At 69.1% G+C, this 19,319-nt stretch carries 21 protein-coding genes; 7 read left to right on the top strand and 14 right to left on the bottom strand.

Annotation, left to right across the window (positions count from 1 at the left end; genetic code table 11):
• Positions 1–132 precede the first annotated feature (132 nt).
• Positions 133–1,524 carry an aldehyde dehydrogenase family protein gene (locus AB8619_RS18550; RefSeq protein WP_436794108.1) on the bottom strand — a complete coding sequence of 464 codons (1,392 nt, stop codon included), beginning with the start codon at positions 1,522–1,524 and terminating at the stop codon, positions 133–135.
• 119 nt (positions 1,525–1,643) lie between these two features.
• Here AB8619_RS18550 and AB8619_RS18545 point away from each other — a divergent pair, with 119 nt between their 5' ends.
• The 3 genes from AB8619_RS18545 to AB8619_RS18535 all read left to right on the top strand — a co-directional run bounded on the left by AB8619_RS18545 (position 1,644) and on the right by AB8619_RS18535 (position 4,949).
• Positions 1,644–2,660 (top strand): DUF7064 domain-containing protein, encoded by a 1,017-nt coding sequence (locus AB8619_RS18545; RefSeq protein WP_436794107.1) that lies wholly within the window; start codon positions 1,644–1,646, stop codon positions 2,658–2,660.
• Positions 2,661–2,674: 14 nt separating this feature from the next.
• Positions 2,675–3,625, top strand: a complete 951-nt coding sequence (locus tag AB8619_RS18540) for an amidohydrolase family protein (RefSeq protein WP_436794106.1) — start codon at positions 2,675–2,677, stop codon at positions 3,623–3,625.
• A gap of 88 nt (positions 3,626–3,713) precedes the next feature.
• Positions 3,714–4,949, top strand: a complete 1,236-nt coding sequence (locus AB8619_RS18535) for an EAL domain-containing protein (protein ID WP_436794105.1) — start codon at positions 3,714–3,716, stop codon at positions 4,947–4,949.
• Between the two features lie 111 nt (positions 4,950–5,060).
• Here the strand turns inward: AB8619_RS18535 and AB8619_RS18530 are convergent, their stop codons facing one another.
• A complete protein-coding gene (locus tag AB8619_RS18530) occupies positions 5,061–6,569 on the bottom strand; it encodes a xylulokinase (RefSeq protein ID WP_436794104.1) in 1,509 nt (502 codons plus the stop codon).
• A gap of 49 nt (positions 6,570–6,618) precedes the next feature.
• Between AB8619_RS18530 and AB8619_RS18525 the strand changes: the two genes are divergently transcribed.
• Entirely contained in the window at positions 6,619–7,074 is a 456-nt protein-coding gene (locus tag AB8619_RS18525) for a DinB family protein (protein ID WP_436794103.1), read from the top strand.
• 3 nt (positions 7,075–7,077) lie between these two features.
• Here the strand turns inward: AB8619_RS18525 and AB8619_RS18520 are convergent, their stop codons facing one another.
• From AB8619_RS18520 to AB8619_RS18505, 4 genes are read right to left on the bottom strand one after another with little or no spacing between them, the layout of a single operon-like run.
• Positions 7,078–8,454 (bottom strand): NAD-dependent succinate-semialdehyde dehydrogenase, encoded by a 1,377-nt coding sequence (locus AB8619_RS18520; protein ID WP_436794102.1) that lies wholly within the window; start codon positions 8,452–8,454, stop codon positions 7,078–7,080.
• 44 nt (positions 8,455–8,498) lie between these two features.
• A complete protein-coding gene (locus AB8619_RS18515) occupies positions 8,499–9,911 on the bottom strand; it encodes a pyridoxal phosphate-dependent decarboxylase family protein (protein WP_436794101.1) in 1,413 nt (470 codons plus the stop codon).
• On the bottom strand, positions 9,908–10,561 hold the full coding sequence (locus AB8619_RS18510; protein WP_436794100.1) for a Pr6Pr family membrane protein: 654 nt from the start codon (positions 10,559–10,561) through the stop codon (positions 9,908–9,910). Before AB8619_RS18510 ends, AB8619_RS18515 begins: the two co-directional genes overlap by 4 nt.
• 25 nt (positions 10,562–10,586) lie before the next feature.
• Positions 10,587–11,834, bottom strand: a complete 1,248-nt coding sequence (locus AB8619_RS18505; RefSeq protein WP_436794099.1) for a CaiB/BaiF CoA transferase family protein — start codon at positions 11,832–11,834, stop codon at positions 10,587–10,589.
• A gap of 57 nt (positions 11,835–11,891) precedes the next feature.
• Between AB8619_RS18505 and AB8619_RS18500 the strand changes: the two genes are divergently transcribed.
• Positions 11,892–13,031, top strand: coding sequence for a serine hydrolase domain-containing protein (locus AB8619_RS18500; protein ID WP_436794098.1), 1,140 nt, complete (start codon positions 11,892–11,894; stop codon positions 13,029–13,031).
• 13 nt (positions 13,032–13,044) lie between these two features.
• Here AB8619_RS18500 and AB8619_RS18495 read toward each other — a convergent pair whose 3' ends face one another.
• From AB8619_RS18495 to AB8619_RS18485, 3 genes are read right to left on the bottom strand one after another with little or no spacing between them, the layout of a single operon-like run.
• Positions 13,045–13,818, bottom strand: coding sequence for a glucose 1-dehydrogenase (locus AB8619_RS18495; protein WP_436794097.1), 774 nt, complete (start codon positions 13,816–13,818; stop codon positions 13,045–13,047).
• Positions 13,815–14,564 carry a gamma-glutamyl-gamma-aminobutyrate hydrolase family protein gene (locus AB8619_RS18490; protein WP_436794096.1) on the bottom strand — a complete coding sequence of 250 codons (750 nt, stop codon included), beginning with the start codon at positions 14,562–14,564 and terminating at the stop codon, positions 13,815–13,817. Before AB8619_RS18490 ends, AB8619_RS18495 begins: the two co-directional genes overlap by 4 nt.
• Before the next feature lies 1 nt (position 14,565).
• Positions 14,566–15,831 carry a glutamine synthetase family protein gene (locus AB8619_RS18485; protein WP_436794095.1) on the bottom strand — a complete coding sequence of 422 codons (1,266 nt, stop codon included), beginning with the start codon at positions 15,829–15,831 and terminating at the stop codon, positions 14,566–14,568.
• A 199-nt stretch (positions 15,832–16,030) separates the two neighbouring features.
• On the opposite strand from AB8619_RS18485, the gene AB8619_RS18480 reads away from it, so the two are divergent.
• Positions 16,031–16,555: a DUF3105 domain-containing protein gene (locus AB8619_RS18480; protein WP_436794094.1), complete on the top strand. Its 525-nt coding sequence runs from the start codon at positions 16,031–16,033 to the stop codon at positions 16,553–16,555.
• Position 16,556: 1 nt separating this feature from the next.
• Here the strand turns inward: AB8619_RS18480 and AB8619_RS18475 are convergent, their stop codons facing one another.
• The 4 genes from AB8619_RS18475 to AB8619_RS18460 all read right to left on the bottom strand — a co-directional run bounded on the left by AB8619_RS18475 (position 16,557) and on the right by AB8619_RS18460 (position 18,022).
• Positions 16,557–17,042 carry an NUDIX domain-containing protein gene (locus AB8619_RS18475; RefSeq protein ID WP_436794093.1) on the bottom strand — a complete coding sequence of 162 codons (486 nt, stop codon included), beginning with the start codon at positions 17,040–17,042 and terminating at the stop codon, positions 16,557–16,559.
• Between the two features lie 22 nt (positions 17,043–17,064).
• On the bottom strand, positions 17,065–17,229 hold the full coding sequence (rpmG, locus tag AB8619_RS18470) for a 50S ribosomal protein L33 (RefSeq protein ID WP_436794092.1): 165 nt from the start codon (positions 17,227–17,229) through the stop codon (positions 17,065–17,067).
• Entirely contained in the window at positions 17,229–17,465 is a 237-nt protein-coding gene (rpmB, locus tag AB8619_RS18465) for a 50S ribosomal protein L28 (RefSeq protein ID WP_436794091.1), read from the bottom strand. Before rpmB ends, rpmG begins: the two co-directional genes overlap by 1 nt.
• A gap of 206 nt (positions 17,466–17,671) precedes the next feature.
• Positions 17,672–18,022: a hypothetical protein gene (locus AB8619_RS18460; RefSeq protein ID WP_436794090.1), complete on the bottom strand. Its 351-nt coding sequence runs from the start codon at positions 18,020–18,022 to the stop codon at positions 17,672–17,674.
• A gap of 37 nt (positions 18,023–18,059) precedes the next feature.
• Here AB8619_RS18460 and AB8619_RS18455 point away from each other — a divergent pair, with 37 nt between their 5' ends.
• Positions 18,060–18,791 (top strand): maleylpyruvate isomerase family mycothiol-dependent enzyme, encoded by a 732-nt coding sequence (locus tag AB8619_RS18455; protein WP_436796413.1) that lies wholly within the window; start codon positions 18,060–18,062, stop codon positions 18,789–18,791.
• A 1-nt stretch (position 18,792) separates the two neighbouring features.
• Here the strand turns inward: AB8619_RS18455 and AB8619_RS18450 are convergent, their stop codons facing one another.
• Positions 18,793–19,302 carry a hypothetical protein gene (locus AB8619_RS18450; protein WP_436794089.1) on the bottom strand — a complete coding sequence of 170 codons (510 nt, stop codon included), beginning with the start codon at positions 19,300–19,302 and terminating at the stop codon, positions 18,793–18,795.
• Positions 19,303–19,319 lie beyond the last annotated feature (17 nt).

Raw genomic sequence — 19,319 nt, 5'->3', positions numbered from 1 at the left:
CCCACTGTCGCGCGCATTGCGGCCACATCTCGTCCGCAATCACCCCTCACATCCCGTTCTGGGTGCGCGAATCGCCATCTGACGTCCACTTCTTGCACCCAGAACCAGATTTTTCGGGGCTTCGGGGGGGGGTCAGTCGTTGGCGATGAAGACGGTCTTGAGTTCGGAGTAGTGGTCGAGGGCGGCGAGACCCTGGTCTCGGCCCATCCCCGACTGCTTGACGCCGCCGAAGGGCGCCTCGATGTGGACCGACGACGACGTGTTGATCGAGAGCATCCCGGTCTCGATCGCGCGCGACACCCGGAGTGCGCGGCCGATGTCGCGGCACCAGATCGAGCCCGAGAGGCCGTAGATCGAGTCGTTGGCCAACGCCACCGCCTCGTCCTCGGTCCGGAAGGTCTGGATGCCGACGACCGGGCCGAAGATCTCATCTCGCATGAAGCGCATGTCGAGCGTGGCGCGATCGAACACCGCCGGCGTCAGGTAGTGGCCCGGCAGGTCCGGCCGTTCGCCGCCACACAGACGCCGCGCACCCTCGGCCTCGGCCGACGCGACGAACGCCTCCGACTCCTCTCGCTGGCCCGACGAGATCAAGGGCCCCATCTCGGTCGCCTCGTCCTCGGTCGGACCGACCACGATCGACGACGCCCGGGCGACGAAGCGTTCGGTGAACGCGTCGGCCACGGACTCGTGGACGAACATCCGGCTGCGTGCGCAGCAGTCCTGACCGGCGTTGTCGAACACCGACCAGATCGACGACTCGACGCAGACGTCGAGTTGGTCGTCGGACAGGTCGTCGAAGACCACGCTCGCCGATTTCCCGCCGAGCTCCAGACCGACCCGGGTGACGTCGTCGGCGGCGAGCGCCATGATCCGACGCCCCACCTCGGTCGAACCGGTGAACGTGACCTTGCGGACGTCCCGGTGGGTGACGAGCGCCTCGCCCACCGCGCCACCGGGTCCGGTCACCACCTGGAACGTGCCCTCGGGCAGACCGGCCTCGACGGCGAGGTGCGACAGCGCGAGCGCGGTCAACGGGGTGAGCGAGGCCGGCTTCGCGACGACGGCGTTGCCCATCGCCAGCGCAGGCGCCAGCTTCCAACACAGGATGAGGAGCGGGAAGTTCCACGGCACGATCGCGGCGCACACGCCGACCGGCTCGCGGAAGGTGAGCAACGTGCCGTCGGCGTTGCCGGGGATGGTCGAGCCGTGGATCTTGTCGACCGCACCGGCGTAGAACTCGAACACCTCGGCCGCCGCACCGACCTCGCCGCGGGCCGCGGCGATCGGCTTGCCTGCGTGGGCCGACTCGAGCCGTGCAAGGTCGTCGGCGTCGCGGCGGATCAACAACGCGATGGTGCGCAGGACGTCGCGACGGTTCCGAACGGTCGACCGCGACCAGTCGCCGTGCGCCGCCGTAGCGCGGGTGACGACGGCGTCGACATCGGCCGCCGTGGCCTCGGGGACCTCGGCCACGGTCTGGCCGGTCGATGGGTTGACGACAGCACGCACGCCGGGGCTCATGGCGGGCGAAGCTACCCGGAGCAGAACGACCTCCGGGTCCTCGGTGGCTGGCGTCTCGGTGGTCCCCACAGGAGGGCGGCTACGGTGGCAACAGCCGTATCCAGAAACAGGGGGCCTCCGTGGCAGACCGCAAGATCATCACCGTCCTCGAACCCGAGGACGAGTACACGCATCAGCCCGACGAGGCCTCGAACTACAACGAGTCGATGTACCTCAACGCCTTCGACCTCGAGCAGCAGCTCGGCGGCTGGTTCCGCATCGGCAACCGCGTCAACGAGGGCTACGCGGAGATGACGGTCTGCATCTATCTCTCCGGCGGCCGGGTCGGCTTCGTCTACGCCCGCCCCCAGATCGACAACAACGACGAGATGAACGCGGGCGGCCTCTCGATCGACGTCGTCGAGCCCTTCAAGCACCTGAAGGTCCGGTACTCCGGCAAGGTCTGCGTGCTCGATGATCCCGGCCAGATGGCCGATCCCCGCACGGCGTTCAAGAACAACCCGTGGGAGGAGTGCGAGGTCGACCTCGACTACCACGGCACGTCACCGATGTACGGCGGCCGACCGGTCTACGAAGACGACGGCAGCGACCTCGTGATCGAGGCCGAGAAGTCGTTCTCGAAGGCGCACTACGAACAGCACTGCGCGGTCACCGGCACCATCCGGGTCGGCGACGAGACCATCGACATGAACGGCCTCGGCCTGCGCGACAAGTCGTGGGGTCCGCGGTTCTGGCAGGCGATCTCGTGGTACCGCTGGCTCCCGCTGGTGTTCTCGGACGAGTTCGCGATGATGATCTCGATCGTCGGCGGCCGGCCCGGCGGCATGGTCCTCGAGGGCGACGAATACCACCTCATCCGCGACTGCACCATCGAGTCCGACTGGGACGAGAACCACTACCAGACAGCGATGCGGTGCACGGTCACCACCGACCACGACACCTACGAGGTCACCGGCGAGGTCCTGTCGCTCATCCCGCTGCGCAACCGCCGCAAGGACCCCGAGGGCAACGAACTCCTCACCCGGATCACCGAGGCCATGACCAAGTTCGAATGTCGTGGACAGACCGGCATCGGGATGAGCGAGTACCTCGACCAGATCGAGGACGGCCGTCCCATCGGCGCTGACGTCGTCTGACGAGGCAGCCCGGCATGGAGATCGTCGACCCGCATCATCATCTCTGGCACGACCGCGGGATGGGCGAGTACCTGCTCGCCGATCTGCACGCCGACACGGCGATGGTGCCCGAGATCGTCCAGACGGTCTTCGTCGAGTGCGGATCCGAGTACCGGACGGAGGGGCCGGCCCACCTCCGCCCGGTCGGTGAGACGGAGTTCGTCGCCGCGATCGCCGAGGCCAGCGAGTCGGCGGCGGGTGCGACCATCGCCGGCATCGTCGCCAGCACCGACCTGCGCCTTCCTCCCGGCGTCCTCGACGAGGTGCTCGACGCGCACGCCGTCGCTGCGGGCGGCCGATTCCGGGGCATCCGCCATGCGTTGTGCCGCGCGACCGACGACGTCCGTGACTCGCTCATGATCCCCGGGCGTGCTCCCGTCGCCCTCGGCGCCGACCCCGACTTCCGCCGCGGGGTACGCCGCCTCGGCGTGCGCGGCCTCACCTACGACACGTGGCACTACCACGTGCAGAACCGCGAGTTCCTCGACCTCGCCCGAGCGGTACCCGAGACCACCATGGTCCTCGATCACTTCGGCACGCCACTCGGTGTGGGACCGTGGGCCGGTCGCCACGACGAGATCTTCGCGACCTGGACCGACGACATCCGCGACCTCGCCGGCTGTCCGAACGTCGTCCTGAAGCTCGGCGGCCTGGCCATGCCCGACAACGGCTTCGGCTGGCACGTCGACGAGTCCTCCCGACCCGACGTGGCGACGTTCGTGGCCGCACAACGCCGGTGGTACGACCACGCGATCGAGTCGTTCGGCCCGGAACGGTGCATGTTCGAGTCGAACTTCCCCGTCGACAAGTTCTCGCTCGACTTCGCCACCTACTGGGATGCCATGCGGGTCATCGCCGAGCCATACGACGTCGACGAACAGCACGCGTTGTTCGCCGGCACCGCTCGCCGCGTCTACCGGCTGTGACCCCGCCCGCGCCCCATGTGCCACCAGTCCCGGAACGACGGCTGGCACACTTCAGCCAGATGATCGGGCACGAAACGACGCGGGCACGATGACGGCCGTCTACTCGATCGACGAGTTGCTGACGGCCGTCGACGCCGTGGAACCCCTGTTCCAGCCGATCCTCTGGCTCGACGACCTCTCGCTCGCCGGCTACGAGGCGCTCGCGCGTGGCCCACGTGAGTCGCCGCTCGCCATGCCCCTCGACCTCTTCGCCGCCGCCAAGGCCGGAGGACTCGTGGGTGATCTCGAGTCCGCCATGACCAAGGCGACGCTCGAAGCGGTGATGGCCACGCCGTGGGACCCGTCGGTCACGGTCTTCGGCAACGTGGAGCCCGAGGCGATGATGTCGCCGCTCGCCCCCGAGACCATGGCGATCCTCGACGTCGCCGAACGACGCGGCGTCCGCATGATCCTCGAGATCACCGAACGCGCGCTCCTCACCAACCCCGCATCGCTGATCGCCTCGTCCGACGCCGCTCGATCACGCGGGTGGGGCGTCGCCATGGACGACGTGGGCGCCTTCGACGACACCCTCACCCTGCTGTGGGTGCTGCAGCCCGACATCGTCAAACTCGACATGTCGATCCTCCATCGCCAGTTCGACAACCGAGCGGCACACGTGAGCGCGACCGCCCGCCACTACTGCGACCAGACCGGCGCGCTGTTGGTGTGCGAGGGCGTCGAGTCCGAGGCCCACGAGAACCGAGCCCGCGCCCTGGGCGCCGACCTCGTCCAGGGGTTCCGGTACGCGATGCCCGACCGACGGCCCGAGATCGTCCTGCCCACCGCCCGGCCCATCGGACTGCGGGGGGTGAGCGTCGGCGATCCGATCCCCTTCGTCGACTGTGTCGCCCAGGTCGAGGTCGACACGCTGCCCGGTTCGCAGGTCGAGAAGATGGCCGCTGAACTGCTGGCGGTGGTGTCGATGCACACCGACTCGGCGATCGTGGTCGCCACCGCGCCCTCGGCCGAGACGGTTCCCCCCGGCTACATCGAGGTCCTCTCGACCATCGCTCCCCGCGCGAGCTTGGTCGCCCTGATCGCGCCCGGCGTGGGCGCCGAGCCCGCACCCGGCGTCGTCGGCGTCGACTCCGACGCCGGACCCCATCTCGGGTCGCCGTGGTCGCTCACCGTCATCGCGCCCTCGATGGCGGCGTCGATCCTGACCGAGCCGTTCGCCGAGATCGGTTCCACCGGACCCGTCGCCCACCGCGTCCTCCACGACCGGCCGACCGTCGCCCACGGCGTCCGCGTCCTCCTGTCGCACATCCTCACGACGCGCTGAGTTCCGGCCGCACGGTTGCGGGCCGCTGAACAACCGGCAGTGGGGTCTGCACGGCGAACTCGACGTCACAGCCGTCGGCCCCCGACGCCTGGAGCGTCGAGTTCAGGAACCTCAGGTGTTGAGCGCGCCCGAGATCGGACGGAGTGCCGCGAACGCGGCCTCGAACTGCGGCTGGTGGCGCGCGTAGAGCTCGTGATGACCCTGGTCGGGGTCGACGGCGATGCCGCCGTCGGCGAGTGTCGACAGGTCGACACGGGCGAGCACCCCGTGGCGGTGGAGTGCGAGCAGCGCAGTGGCCCGAGCGATCGCGACCTCGGGTCGGTCGGGCACGCGCACGGGACGGTTCATCACGTCGGCCACGATCTGCACCGCGCCCGCGGACCGTGCCGCACCGCCGACGAAGACCAGTTCCTCGATCCGGTTCCCGGTGAGCGCCTCGGCGTGCGGGAGCAGCCACGCCAGGTTGTGCGCCACACCCTCACAGGTCGCCCGGACCATCTCGGTCCGCGTCGTGTCGAGGCTCATGTTGACGAAGCCGCCGCGCATGTTGGCGTCGGCGGCCGGCGCGAGCGAGCCGCGCAGCCACGGGAGGAACAGCAGTCCGCCGCTCCCGACCGCCGTCGAGCGCAGCACCTCGTCGAGGGTGTCGAAGCCACCGGTGTCGACGACCTTCTCGAGGACGTGCTCGACCGACCGGCCACCGAGACCGTTCTCGGCGAAGAGGAGGTACGAGTCGTCGAACGGCCCCGGGCAGGACAGGACCTCGTGGTCGAGATCGACCTCCTTCGAGGCGATGGAGTCGACGAGGACCGACGTGGTGCCGATCGACAGCCCGCCGCGCCCCGGTCGATACGCATCGGTCGCGACCGAACCGGCCTGCGTGTCGTTGATGCCGGCGTGGACCACGACACCGGCGGGCAGGCCGAGGTCGGCGGCCACGTCGGCTCGCAGGGTCCCGATCTGTTCGTCGAGCGCGAGCAGTGGTGGCAGACGGTCGACGTCGACGCCGGCCCAGCCGACGAGGACGTCGTCGTATGCGGTCTGTCCGAGCGAGCGGTTGTCGATCACCTGGCTCATGAACTGCGTTGCCTGGTTGGCCGCGATCCTCCCGGTGAGTCGGGCGTTCACGTAGTCCATGGGTTCGAGATAGGCGGCCGTGCGGGCGTGCACCTCAGGACAGTCGTGTTGGAGATGGAGGACGTGCCCCAGGCTCAGACCGCCGCCGACCGGCGGGATGCCGTGGCGCTCGATGAAGCCGAAGAAGGCGTCCTCGTCCTCGAGGATGGCGAAGCTCCGCTCGGTCCCGCGGCGGTCGGACCACAACCGCATCGGTGCGACCGGGATGCCGTCGGCATCCACGGGCACGATCGACGAGTACTGGCTGTCGACCCCGACGGCCACGATCCGGGCTGCGGCGTCGGGGGCGTCGGCGACGCAGGCACGCACCGCGTCGGCCACGCCCTGCCACTGCACCTCGGCGTCGAGCTCGGCGACGTCACCCGCGATCGTCGCCGCGAACTTTCGGCTGGCCAGCGCGTGGACGGTGCCGTCCGCAGCGACGATCGTCGCCTTCACATTGGTCGTGCCGACGTCGATCCCCAGTGCCGTCTCGATAGCCACCTCGGCATCTGAGCACATGGACCAGATGCCGCGGGGTTAGCGTCGCGTCGTGCAGCTGACCGCCGACACCGTCCGCCACTACCTGATCCACGTGTTCACGGGCATCGAACACGTCCTCGCCCGCATGGACGACGAGACGGTCAACCAACGTCCGGAGGGATGGGGCACCAACTCGGTCGCGGGCCTGGTCGTCCACTGCTGCGAGCTCGCTCCGTCGTGGTTCGAGATGCCGGGTCTGGGGCGCGAGAGCGAACGCGACCGCGACTCGGAGTTCACGACCGAGGCGACCGTCGACCAGTTGCGTGCCCGTGTCGCCGAGGCCGTGGCGCGCTGTCACGCCCTGGCCACCGAGTTCGACGTGGGTCCGACGGCGACCGATCACGAGTTCCGCGCGTTCCTCCCCGGTGGCGACCGCACGGATGCCGCGCTGGTCCTCCACGTGTTCGAGGAACTGTTCCAGCACCTCGGGCACATGGAGGTCACGGCCGACGCCCTCGGTCGCTGACCGTCAGCTCCTCTTCGGCCCGACGACCACGGTCTTCTGGTTGACGAACTCGCGGATGCCGAGGTGGCTCAGCTCGCGTCCGTAACCCGATTCCTTGATGCCACCGAACGGCAGCCGCGGGTCGGATGCCACGAAGTCGTTCACGAAGCAGCAGCCGGCCTCGAGCTCTCTGGCTGCGATGCGCTCGCCGCGCTCGAGGTCCTGGGTGAACACGGCCGCCCCGAGGCCGAAGCGTGTCTCGTTCGCGATGCGGATGGCGTCGGCCTCGTCTTCGGCGCGCAGCACCGCGGCCACGGGCCCGAACAGCTCCTCTTCGCCCGCGACCATCTCGGGACGGACGTCGACGAGCACCGTCGGGGGGTAGTAGGCCCCGGGCCCGGTCGGCTTCTGGCCACCGAGCACGAGGCGCGCGCCCTGCCCGATCGAACGCTCGACCTGATCGTGGAGTTCGTCGCGCAGATGCAGCTGCGCCTGGGGGCCGACCGTCGTCGCCTCGTCGGTGGGGTCACCGACGACGGCTGACTCCATCTCGGCGACGAAGGCCTCGACGAACGCGTCGTGCACCTCGTCGACGACCACGAACCGCTTCGCGGCGATGCAGCTCTGCCCGGAGTTGATGAGTCGACTCGTGGCGCACGTCTTCGCGGCGGCCGCGATGTCGGCGTCGGCGAGCACGACGTAGGGGTCGGACCCACCGAGCTCGAGGACGGTCTTCTTCAGCAGGCGGCCGGCGGTCTCGGCGACGGCCGAGCCGGCCGGAACGCTGCCGGTGAGCGTCGCCGCCTGCACCAGGTCGTTCGACAGCACCGACTCGACCGCGCCCGATCCGATCTTCAGGCTGCGGAACAGGCCCGTCGGCGCGCCGGCGTCGGCGAAGAGCCGCTCGATGGCGAGCGAGCACCCGGTCACGTTCGAGGCGTGCTTGAGCAGACCGCCGTTGCCGGCCATCAGGGCGGGCGCCGCGAACCGGAAGACCTGCCACAGCGGGAAGTTCCAGGGCATCACCGCGAGGACCAGCCCCAGCGGCTCGTGGTGCAGGTAGCTGCGCGCTCGGTCGGCGAGCAGCGGGACGTCGGCGAGCTGCTCCTCGGCGTGGTCGGCGTAGTGGCGGCAGACCCATGCACACTTCTCGGCCTCGCCGCGGCCATCGGCGATCGGCTTGCCCATCTCGGCCGTCATCAACTCGGCGAGCGAATCGGCGCGCTGCTCGAGCAGGTCGGCGGTCCTCCGCAGGATCTCGGCCCGGTGGGCGAACCCGGTGCGTCGCCACTCGACCTGTCGGTCGTGAGCCTCGGCGACGAGCGCTCGCACCTCGTCGTCGGAGTGCTCGTCGTACTCCGCGACGACCTCGCCGGTGGCTGGGTTCGTGCTGGTCAACATGGTGACCTCCCTACCCGACATCGCGACGGCCGATGTCCGGGCGCCTAGGGCAGTGGCAGCCCCTGATGCTTGTCCATCATGTCGGCCATGATGCTGGTGATGAACTCGTCGGCCTCGTCGGTCATGCCGCCGGCGACACCGCCGTAGACCGCGGCCGAGCCCGGCGTCTCGTCCTTCTTCTCCACGGCGTAGGGAACGGCTTCGGCGAGGTCGGCGACGAACCGCTCGAGCACGCCGTCCTGGGTCTGGGGACGGGTGACGGCCATGTGGATGGCGTTGGGGTACTGCTGTCCGTTGAACCGCCAGCCACGCAGCTTCATGAAGTCGTTGACGTGGTAGATGTCGAACACGTCGGAAGTGAACGAGAAGCAGAACGTCGGGTCACCGATGATCCGCAGCTCGGAGTGCGACCGCACGGCGTCCTGCATGGCCGACGCCGTCGAGAAGATCTGTCGGGCGTAGTCGAGGTAACCCTCGCGGCCGAGGCTGACCATCGACGCCCACGTGGCGGCGAGTAGACCGCCGGAACGCGAGCCGTCCATGCCGGGCGAGCAGTACTTGCCGCCGGTCCAGTCGGTGCGGAAGAAGTACTGGCTGTTGCGCACCTCCTTGTCGCGGAAGAGGAGCGTCGACGTGCCCTTGAGGCCGTAGCCGTACTTGTGGGTGTCGGCCGAGATGCTGGTGACGCCGGGGAGACGGAAGTCGAAGACCGGGATCGTCCCGCCGGTCACCTCGGTGCCGAGTTCCTCACCGAAGGGGAGGATGAAGCCGCCGAGACATCCGTCGACGTGGAGGCCGACGTCGAACCGCTCGGCGACCTCGCTCAGCGCGGGGATGGGGTCGATGGTCCCGTAGCCGTAGTTGCAGGCCGAGCCCACGATGGCGATCGTGTTCTCGTCGATGCGCTCGGCCATGATCTCGGGGTTCACGGTGGTGGTGTCGGGATCGACCGGGACGTTGCGCACCTCGATGCCGAAGAGGTGGCACCCCTTGTCGAAGGCCGGGTGCGAGGTCTCGGGCTTGACGACGTTGGGGTTGGTGATGCCCTTCGTGGCCTTGGCGTGGTCGCGATAGGCGAGCATCGCGTGCATGATCGAGCCCGAACCGCCGGAGGTGACCATGCCGGCGATGTCGTGTCCTCGCTCCTCGGCCGCCGAGCCGTGCATGAGATCGAGCGCCATGGCGATGACCTCGCCCTCGAAGCGCGTGGCCGACGGGCACATGTCGCGCTGGAGGATGTTCATGTGCCCGAAGAGGCCGAACACCTCGTTCATGAAGCCGTAGTGGTCGTGGTCGCCGCAGTACATCGATCCCGAACACTGACCGTCTTCCCATGCTTCGTCCTCGGCCGAGGCGAGGCCCCGCAACTCCTCGAGGATCGCCTCGCGGCTCCGCCCCTGCTGGGGCAGTCCGCGGTTGACGGGGAGGCGATCGGCGTAGGGGTAGAGGCTGCTCATGGCCGGGACGGTACCCGGCCGGTGGGGAGTCGGCGATCGAGGGCCACCGCTCCGGCCGCGAGCCCGAAGAAGAACGCGGTGATCACGACCAGGTTGAGGACCACACGTGGGTAGCCGAGGTCGGTGACGTCGACGAAGGGATACGGGTAGAAGTCGCTGGCGAAGGGGGCGCGGGCGAGCGTGAACGCCACCCAGGCGACGGGGACCGCCGCCGCGAGCGGGATGATCCGCCGGTCGAAGAGGCCCCTCGGTCCGAACAGCAACCACCCGAGCACTGCCAGGATCGGCACGGCCTTGTGCAACAGGAAGTCGGCGGCCGCGGCCTTGCCCTGGAGTTGGTCGAGGTCGGCCAGGGCGATCTGGAAGACCACGCCAGTCACGGTGATGTCAAGGAGCGCGGCCAGGTAGAGAGCACGGAAGGCCGTGGACACCCGGTCGAACCGAGCCGCCAGCAGCCCCGAGGTCACCCCGACCAACAGGTTCGACTGCACGGTGAAGAACACGAAGATGTTCAGCACCCGCTTGAGGTCGTTGTCGAAGAACCCCTCGTCGAGGCGCAGCGTCGCCCGCATCTGTACGACGACCGCAATCGCGACCACGACCGCTGTCAGCCCGAACCAGATCCGGGCGAACCGGACATCCCGCGTCATCGCGAGCAGGCTACGTGAGGCGCCGTCAGCGGGGCTTGGACGCGAGGACCCCGTCGGCCTCCATCGCGGAGATGCGAGCGTCGTCGTACCCGAGCAACCCACCGAGCACCTGATGGTTGTGTTGACCGAGCGTCGGCGCCGGGCCGGCGGCCGCCGGGCGATCACCGTCGAACGCGAGCGGGAAGCCGGGGATGGTCACCGGTCCCGCCACCGGGTCGACCACCTCGCGGATCATCCCGCGCTCGACCAGGTGGGGTTCGTCGACGAACTCGGCCGGACTCAACACGCGCGAGCACGGCACACGCTCGGCGTCGAGGGCAGCCAGGACCGCGGCGTCGGTGTCGAAGGTCGCCATCCAGTCCTCGATGAGCGCGGTGAGCTCGTCGCGGTGAGCGAGGCGGCCGTCGTTGGTCCGGAAGCGTTCGTCGTCACCGAGCTCGGGACGACCGAGCGCCCGCCACAGGCCGTCGATCTGACCCTGGGTGCAGAACACGACGATCCACCCCTCCGGCGACCGATAGCCCGCGCCCGGTGCCGAGGGCTGGTAGTGACGACCGGCGCGCATCGGGACATAGGGTTCGGCCGTGGGGTCGTCCCCGAACGGCCCGGTGATCGACGGCGCGTAGATCCCGGTCTCGTGCAGGTGCACCAGCGAGTCGACCATCGAGGCGTCGATGTGACAGCCCTTGCCGGTGCGCTCGCGGTGGAAGAGGGCCATGCCGATGGCGCCGAAGGCGTGGACGCCCGCGCCGGTGTCGGCCAGGCCGATGCCGACGAAGGTCGGCGGCCCGTCGGGGTCGCCGGTCATGTGCATGACCCCGCCGTAGGCCTGGGCGACGAAGTCGAACGCCGGCTTGTCGCGGAGCGGACCGGTCTGGCCGAAGCCCGAGACCGAGGCCATGATCAAGCCGGGGTTCGTCGATGCGAGCTCCGCGTAGCCCCATCCCTTGCGGTCCATGACCCCGGGGCTGAAGTTCTCGACGACCACGTCGACCTCGTCGGCGAGGGCGCGCACGACGGCGATGCCGGCGTCGGAGCGGAGGTCGAGACACACGCTCTGCTTGCCTCGGTGCTGCTGGACGAAGAACCCGGCCCGGCGGTTCCGACGGGGAGTGAAGGCCCGACTCGGATCGCCGAACGGCGCGGCCTCGACCTTGATGACCTCGGCGCCCATCTCGGCCAACATCCGGGTGCAGGCAGGACCCGCCAGGTACTGGGTCAGGTCGAGGACCCGCACGCCCTCGAGCGTCGGTCCGGTCGTGTCGGCGTCCACGACCACAGGCCTATCGCACGGCGAGCACCGACTTCGTCGCTGTGCCACGCTGCCGGAATGCCCGAGATCCACGGAACGACCGATCCCGCATTCATCGCCGTCCGCGACGCGTTCGCCAAGAACTTCGAAGGCGGAGGCGAGCTCGGCGCGTCGGTCGCCGTCACCGTCGACGGGAAGCCCGTCGTCGACCTGTGGGCCGGCGATCGGAACCCGGAGGGTGACCCGTGGGAGGAGGACACCATCGTCAACGTCTACTCGACGACCAAGACGATGGCCGGCCTGTGCGTGCTCATGTGCGCCGACCGGGGACTGCTCGACGTCGAGGCGCCCGTCGCCGAGTACTGGCCCGAGTTCGCGGCCAACGGCAAGGAGGGGGTGCTCGTCCGCCACGTGATGAGCCACTCGGCCGGACTGTCGGGCTTCGACCCCGCAATCGCCCCCGACGACCTCTACGACTGGGACGCTGTCGTCACCCAGCTCGCCGGACAGGCGCCATGGTGGGAGCCGGGCAGCGCATCGGGCTATCACGCGGTGACGCAGGGCTTCCTCCAGGGTGAGCTGGTCCGGCGGGTGACCGGACGATCCATCGGCACCTTCTTCCGGGAAGACGTCGCCGAACCGCTCGGGGCCGACTTCCACATCGGCCTCGCCGCCGAGCACGACCACCGCGTGGCCGAGCTGATCCCGCCGACGGCGGCGCTCGGCGGCGCCCTCGAGGGCCAGGATCCGGCATCGATCGCCATCCGCACCATGGCCAGTTGCCCGCTCGACGCCACCGAGCCACGCACCCGCGAGTGGCGCGCAGCGGAGATCCCCGCCGCCGGCGGGACGGGCAATGCTCGCTCGGTCGCCCGGGTGCACTCGGCCATGGCCTGCGGTGGCGAGGTCGACGGTGTCCGTCTCCTCGGACTCCCGATGCTCGAACGAGCGATGCAGGTCGAGGCCGACGGCACCGACCTGGTGATGGGAGCGCCGCTCCGGCTCGGACTCGGCTACGGCCTGCCCTCCGACATGCTCCCGCTCCCCAACCCCCGCACGCTGTTCTGGGGCGGCTGGGGTGGTTCGCTCGCGATCATCGATCTCGACGCACGGATGTCGATCGCCTACGTGATGAACCGGATGGCACCGGAGCTCATGGGCGACACGCGCGGCGGCGAACTCGCCACCGCGGCCTACCTCTCGCTGCTCAGCGCCTGATCGCGCCGGTCGATCACTCCGGGGTCACGTAGGCGGACGTGAGGCCACCGTCGACCAGGAAGGTCGACCCGGTCATGTAGCTCGAGTCTTCGCTGGCGAGGAACAAGGCCGACTTGGCCATCTCCTCGGCCTGGCCGAAGCGACCCATGGGCACGTGGACCAGCCGCCGCTGTTTCTTCTCCTCGGTGTCGAGGAAGTCCATCAGCAGCTTGGTCTCGAGCGGACCGGGGCACAGCGCGTTGACCCGGATGTTCTCGCGAGCGTGGATCACCGCGAGCTCACGGGTCATGGCCAGGACGGCACCCTTCGACGCGGTGTAGGCGAGCTGCGCCGTGGCCGCGCCGACGACGGCGACGAAGCTGGCGGTGTTGATGATCGAGCCGCCGCCGGTGTCGCGCATGGCGGGGATCCCGTACTTGCAGCCGAGCCACACCCCCTTGACGTTGATCGCGAACGTCGTGTCCCAGACGTCCTCGTTGGTCTCCTCGGCGTCACCGTCGGTCGGCAACATCACGCCGGCGTTGTTGAACAGCACGTCGAGACGCCCGAACTCCTCGACCGTGGTGTCGACCATGCCGCGCACCTCGTCCTCGGACGAGATGTCGACGGTCAGCGCCTTGGCCCGACCGCCGGCGGCGGTGATCTCGTTGGCCACGGCGTTGGCGCCGTGGTGATCGCGGTCGACGCACAGCACGGTGGCGCCCTCACTCGCGAACAGGCGGGCGGAGTGCGCGCCGATGCCGCTGGCCGCACCGGTGACGATGGCCACCTTCCACTGGAGCTTCACGCGTTCCGTCCTTCTTCTCCGTCGGCGACGCGCACCAGCGCGTCGAACAGTCGTTGTTGGGTGGGGTCGGACTCGGCCGACAGCTCAGGGTGCCACTGCACGCTGGCCAACCACCGATGCGACTCGTGCTCGGTGGCCTCGATCGTCCCGTCGGGCGCCCAGGCCACCGCACGGAGTCCCTCGCCGAGTCGGTCGATCGCCTGGTGGTGCCAACTCATCGGGGTGACCTCGGTGGCACCCATCACCTCGGCGACCAGCGAGCCGGCCTCCACCGAGACGTCGTGCGGCACCGGTCCGGGGAGCCCTCGACGGATGGCCTCGGCGTCGCGGTGGATCACCGCCTCGCCGTTCTCGTCCAGTCGCGCGACGTCGGGCAGGTGCGGATGCAGCGTGCCGCCGAGGGCGACGTTGAGCACCTGCGACCCACGACAGATCGCGAGCGTCGGCAACCCCCGGTCGAGCACCTCGTGCACGATCGCGAGCTCGTCGGCATCTCGTGCCTCGTCGAGGGAGTAGATGGTCTCGTGGCTCTGCCCGCCGTAGGTCGCCGGGTCGAGATCGCCGCCCCCGGCGAGCACCAGGCCGTCGAGGCGACCGAGCAGCCCGATGACCGCACCGGCGCCGGGCGGGAGCAGGACGGCGTCGGCGCCGGCTCGGCGCACGCTCGCGACGTACTCCTCGGGGAGTTCGTAGCGACCCCGGTCGTTCTGCGGATAGGTGGTGATCCCGACCAGCGGCCGCGCCATGTCAGATCCGCTCGAAGTAGCGGCGGCGTTCCCAGTCGGTGACCGCGGCGTCGTAGGCGTGGACCTCGGTCCGGAAGAAGTGGGTGTAGTGGTCGACGACCTCGTCGCCGAACGCGGTGCGGGCGAAGGCCGACTGGTCGAACCGGTCGACGGCCTCGGCCAACGTCCGGGGCACGGCGGGGAGGTCGGCGGCCGAGTAGGCGTCGCCCTCGAACATCGGGGGCGGCTCGGTCTCGTTCTCGATGCCGTCGAGCCCGCTGGCCAGCGCGGCGGCGTAGGCCAGGTAGGGGTTCACGTCGGCTCCGGGGATGCGGCATTCGATCCGCTTGCCGGGACCCTCGCCGACGATGCGGAATCCGGTGGTGCGGTTGTCGTTCGACCACGCCACGGCGGTCGGTGCCCACGACTGCGACTGGTAGCGCTTGTAGGAGTTGATGGTCGGGGCGAGGCAGACCATGAGGTCGGCGGCATGCGCCATCCAACCACCGAGGAAGTGCCGGAAGGTCTCGTCGCTGTTGAAGACGTTGGCGTTCGAGCGCCACAGCGACAGGTGCAGGTGCGACGACGATCCGGCCTCGGCGGCGTCGGGCTTGGCCATGAAGGTGACGGCCGAGCCGAGCGACTCGGCGATCTCCTTGCAGGCGTGCTTCAGGACCACGTGGCGATCGGCCATCGTGCGGACGTCGGCGTACTTGATGTTGACCTCGTGCTGGCCGCGGCCCCACTCCCCCTTGGTCGACTCGACCGGGATCCCCGACGCCGACAGATGGCGGCGGAAGGCACCGTTGACGTCCTCGGTGCGCGTGCCCTGGAGCAGGTGGTAGTCCTCGATGTACCAACCGGCCGGCGTGAGGTCGCGGTAACCGTCACGGGCGGCGGCGACGTAGTCGTTGCGGTAGAGGAAGTACTCGAGTTCGCTGGCGGCGAGGGCGTGATAGCCGGCGTCGGCCGCTCGTTCGAGTTGACGGTCGAGGATCGACCGCGGTGCGATCGCGACCGGCTCGTGGCCGCGCTCGGCGCTGCAGAGCACCATGACGGTGCGGTCGAGCCACGAGCAGATCCGCAGCGTCGCCAGGTCGGGCACGAGGTGGACGTCGCCGTAGCCCTGCTCCCAGTCGGTGAAGGCGTAGCCGTCGACGGGCTCCATCTCCATGTCGACCGTGAACAGGTAGTCGCACGCATGGGTGCCGCCCGCCGGGTCCTCGAGGAAGAAGGCCGCGTCGAGTCGCTTGCCGACCAGACGTCCGTAGAGATCGGGGAACGCCACGATCACGGTGTCGACCGCGCCCCCGCGACCAGGGCGCGGAGCCCGTCGACGTCGATCATCCCGGGTGGTGCGCCGATGTCAGCCATGCGGGCGTCATCCAACCACAGGCGTACCGGGGTCGGGAGGAGCGCCAGCACTGACCCTGGCAGGAAGCAACGCCTGCGAGGGATCGCGACGACTCGTGTGCTCGACTGTGGAGATGCGCCTCCACCGTGTCGTCGCCACCGTTCTCGTCTCGATGTTGGTCGTCGCTGCCTGCGGCGACGACCCCGAGGAGGGCACCGGCGAGGAGGTCGAAGGCGTCGTCGTCGAGTCCGGTCAGTCCAACGGCCACGTCGACGACCCGACCTACGACGCCGATCCGCCCTCGGGTGGCGATCACATCGACATCTGGCTCGACTGCGGCGTGTACGACATCGCCGTCCCCAACGGCAACGCCGTCCACTCGCTCGAACACGGCGCCGTGTGGTTCACCTACGACCCGGAGGCCGACGTCGACGTCGACGCGCTCGTGGCCCTGGCGGCGGAGCGGTCCGACCGGGTGATCGTCTCGCCCTACCCCGGTCTGGCCGCACCGGTCGTGGCCGTGGCCTGGGAACGTCGCCTCGAGGTCGACTCGGCCGACGATCCGCGCCTCGGGGAGTTCCTCGACACCTACGTGAACGGCGCCGCCGCTCCGGAACCGGCCGTGACCTGCGCCGGCGGTGTCGGACTCGCCGACTAGATTACAGGCGGGGAACCACGACAGCCAGGGAGTCCGGACAGACGTCGTGGGTCGCGAGGAACTCGTCGAGTTCGTCGGGGTGCACGATCCGGGTCTCGACGACTTCGCCGTCAGGACACGGATACGGGCCGTCGTGGACGACGTCGTACACACCACAGTTGATGCCGACGCCGGGGGCGTCGTAGCGATCGGTCCCGAGATGACGTAGCTCGCCGTCGATCCCCGCTTCTTCGGCGAGCTCGCGCGCCGCCGCGCGGTCCCAGTCCTCGCCGGCATCGACCACGCCGCCGAAGCACAGGTCCCACCAACCGGGACAGATGTCCTTCCAGTCGGCGCGCTTGTGGGCCACCACACCGCCGTCGGTGGTGCGCACGATCACATAGGTCGCGCGATGGCGAGCCCCGATCCGGCGCATCTCCGCTCTGGTGACCTGTCCGACGACCGAGTCGTCGGTGTCGACCACGTCGACGAGCTCGTCGCCAGCCAACGCTCAGCTCAGCGCTCGAGGCTCAGCGCTCTTCCTTGAAGATCACGTGCTGGCGGACCACCGGGTCGAACTTCTTGAGTTCGAGGCGCTCACGAGTGTTGACCTTGTTCTTGCGGGTCACGTAGGTGAACCCGGTGCCGGCCGTGCTCTTGAGCTTGATGATGGGGCGCTTGTCGTTCTTCGGCATCAGACCTTCACTCCCTTACGGCGCATGTCGGCCAGGACGGCGTCGATGCCCTTCTTGTTGATCGTCTTGATGCCCTTGGCCGAGACGGTGAGGCTGACCCAGCGCTTCTCGGACTCGACCCAGAAGCGCTGCTTCTGGATGTTCGGCGTCCACCGACGGTTGCCGCGGCGATGCGAGTGGGAGATGGTCTTGCCGAAGCTGGGCTTGCGGCCGGTGACCTGACAGATGTTGGACATGCGATGGCGTTCCTTCGAGATCCCGGTTGGGCGCGAACAGATGCGCGCTCCGGTGCGAGCAGTCGACAAGTTTCGCAGGCGCGCGCCGAAAACGACAACCCGGGTGCTCGTTGTCCACTGTCCGTCCCCACCTGTGGGAAACCACATCGATGTAATCACAGGTGTGGAACTCCTGTGGAGAACCGGCCCGTGGACGCGTCCGATGGTCAGAAGCACGACAACGTGGACTGCCCGACGTCCAAGACCATGCCGGTCACCCCGTTGAGCAGCAGCGCGACGACGTACAGCACCACGATCGAGGCGGCGAAGACAGGGCCGGCGAGGAACCGACGCTCGTCGTCGATGGTTCGATGGACGCGGATCGTGATGCCGGCGGCCCCCACGATCGCGACCACGGAGCCCACGGCGTTCACCGCGAGGTACAGCCGTCCATCGCGGGTGTCTCCGTCCGTCACGCACTCGGGGATCAGCAGGGCGTAGGTCGCGACGAAGGCGACGTAGATGCCGACCAGGACCCCGACGGTCCACCCGGCGACTTCCGCGAGCTTGGTCCCCACAGCACCCTCACCGTACGCCGATACCGTGCGAGCCGTGATGGAACCCACCGCGTACCTCGACTTCCTGCGAGCCGATCTCGACGCCATCGGTGCGACGCCGGCCGACGCGCTCGACCAGTCGATCGCGGCGTGTCCGGGATGGACGGTCGCCGAGCTCCTGGGCCACCACGAGGGCGTGCTGCGCTTCGCCACGGCGCAACTGCGCGCCGAACCCGGCTCCGAGATCGTCCCCTTCGACCCGCCGGCCGAGGACGTCGACCGCATCACCGCGTTCGCCCGGGCGGCCGACGCGCTCTACGAGGAACTGCTGGTCGTCGACCCGACCGAACACCGCCCCAACTGGGCAGGAGAAGACGGTTCGGCCTTCTGGTTCCGACGCATGGCGCAGGAAGCCGCCGTCCACCGCTGGGACGCTCAGGCCGCGCACACCGACCCGACCCCGATCGACGCCGCGTTGGCGATCGACGGCGTCGACGAGTTCGCCGACGTGTTCCTCCCCCATGCCAAGCGACGCGGGATCACCGGTGACGGCGAGACGGTCCACCTCCACGCCACCGACGGCGGCCTCGACGACGGCGTCGGCGAGTGGATGTTCACGTTCACGCCCGAGGGCGTCGACGTCGAACGCACGCACGGCAAGGGCGACATGGCCGTTCGCGGGGCAGCGTCCGACCTGTTGCTCTTCGTCTGGAATCGCCGTCCGATCGCGGTGGAGACCTTCGGCGATCTCGACGCTCGGACGTGGTGGCCGTCGAAGGTCCGGATCTGAGCTAGACGCTGGGCCCCTCGGCCCGGACCTTCTCGACGTCGGCGACCGCCACACGCAGCGCCTCGATCCACTCGGCCTGGTTGGCGCCGACCAACTTGACGCACCAGGCCAACGCCTCGGACCGCGACCGGGCGATGCCGGCGTCGATGAGGGTGTCGAGCACCTGCCGCTCGTCGAAGAGCAGGCGGGTCATGACCGGGACGTTGGCGACCGTGAAACGTCGTTCGAGTCCGTCGCACCGAGCGCCCCACGACACCTTCTTGCCGAAGAGGTGCTCGGCCTCGTTGGCGATCACGATGCGCCGCTCGCGGGTGTCCTCCCGGAAGCCGTTGATCCGCGCCGAGGCCGCCACCCGACGAGCGTCGTCGCCGTCACCCTTGCCGAGCTTCGGCGTGGCCAGCGTCCCCACCACCAGGACCTCTTCCTTGTCGGTCCGGACCTCGAGGTCGGTGAACCAACCGTCGTCCACCCGTCCGTGGAACCAGCCGGCGATGTCGGTGCTGCGAGACATGATTACATCATTACACC

It is taken from the genome of Actinospongiicola halichondriae (genome assembly GCF_049103745.1).
GTDB lineage: Bacteria > Actinomycetota > Acidimicrobiia > Acidimicrobiales > Salinilacustritrichaceae > Salinilacustrithrix > Salinilacustrithrix halichondriae.
The sequence above is the reverse complement of the archived record's forward strand: the minus strand, read 5'-3'. Positions and strand labels throughout refer to the sequence as shown.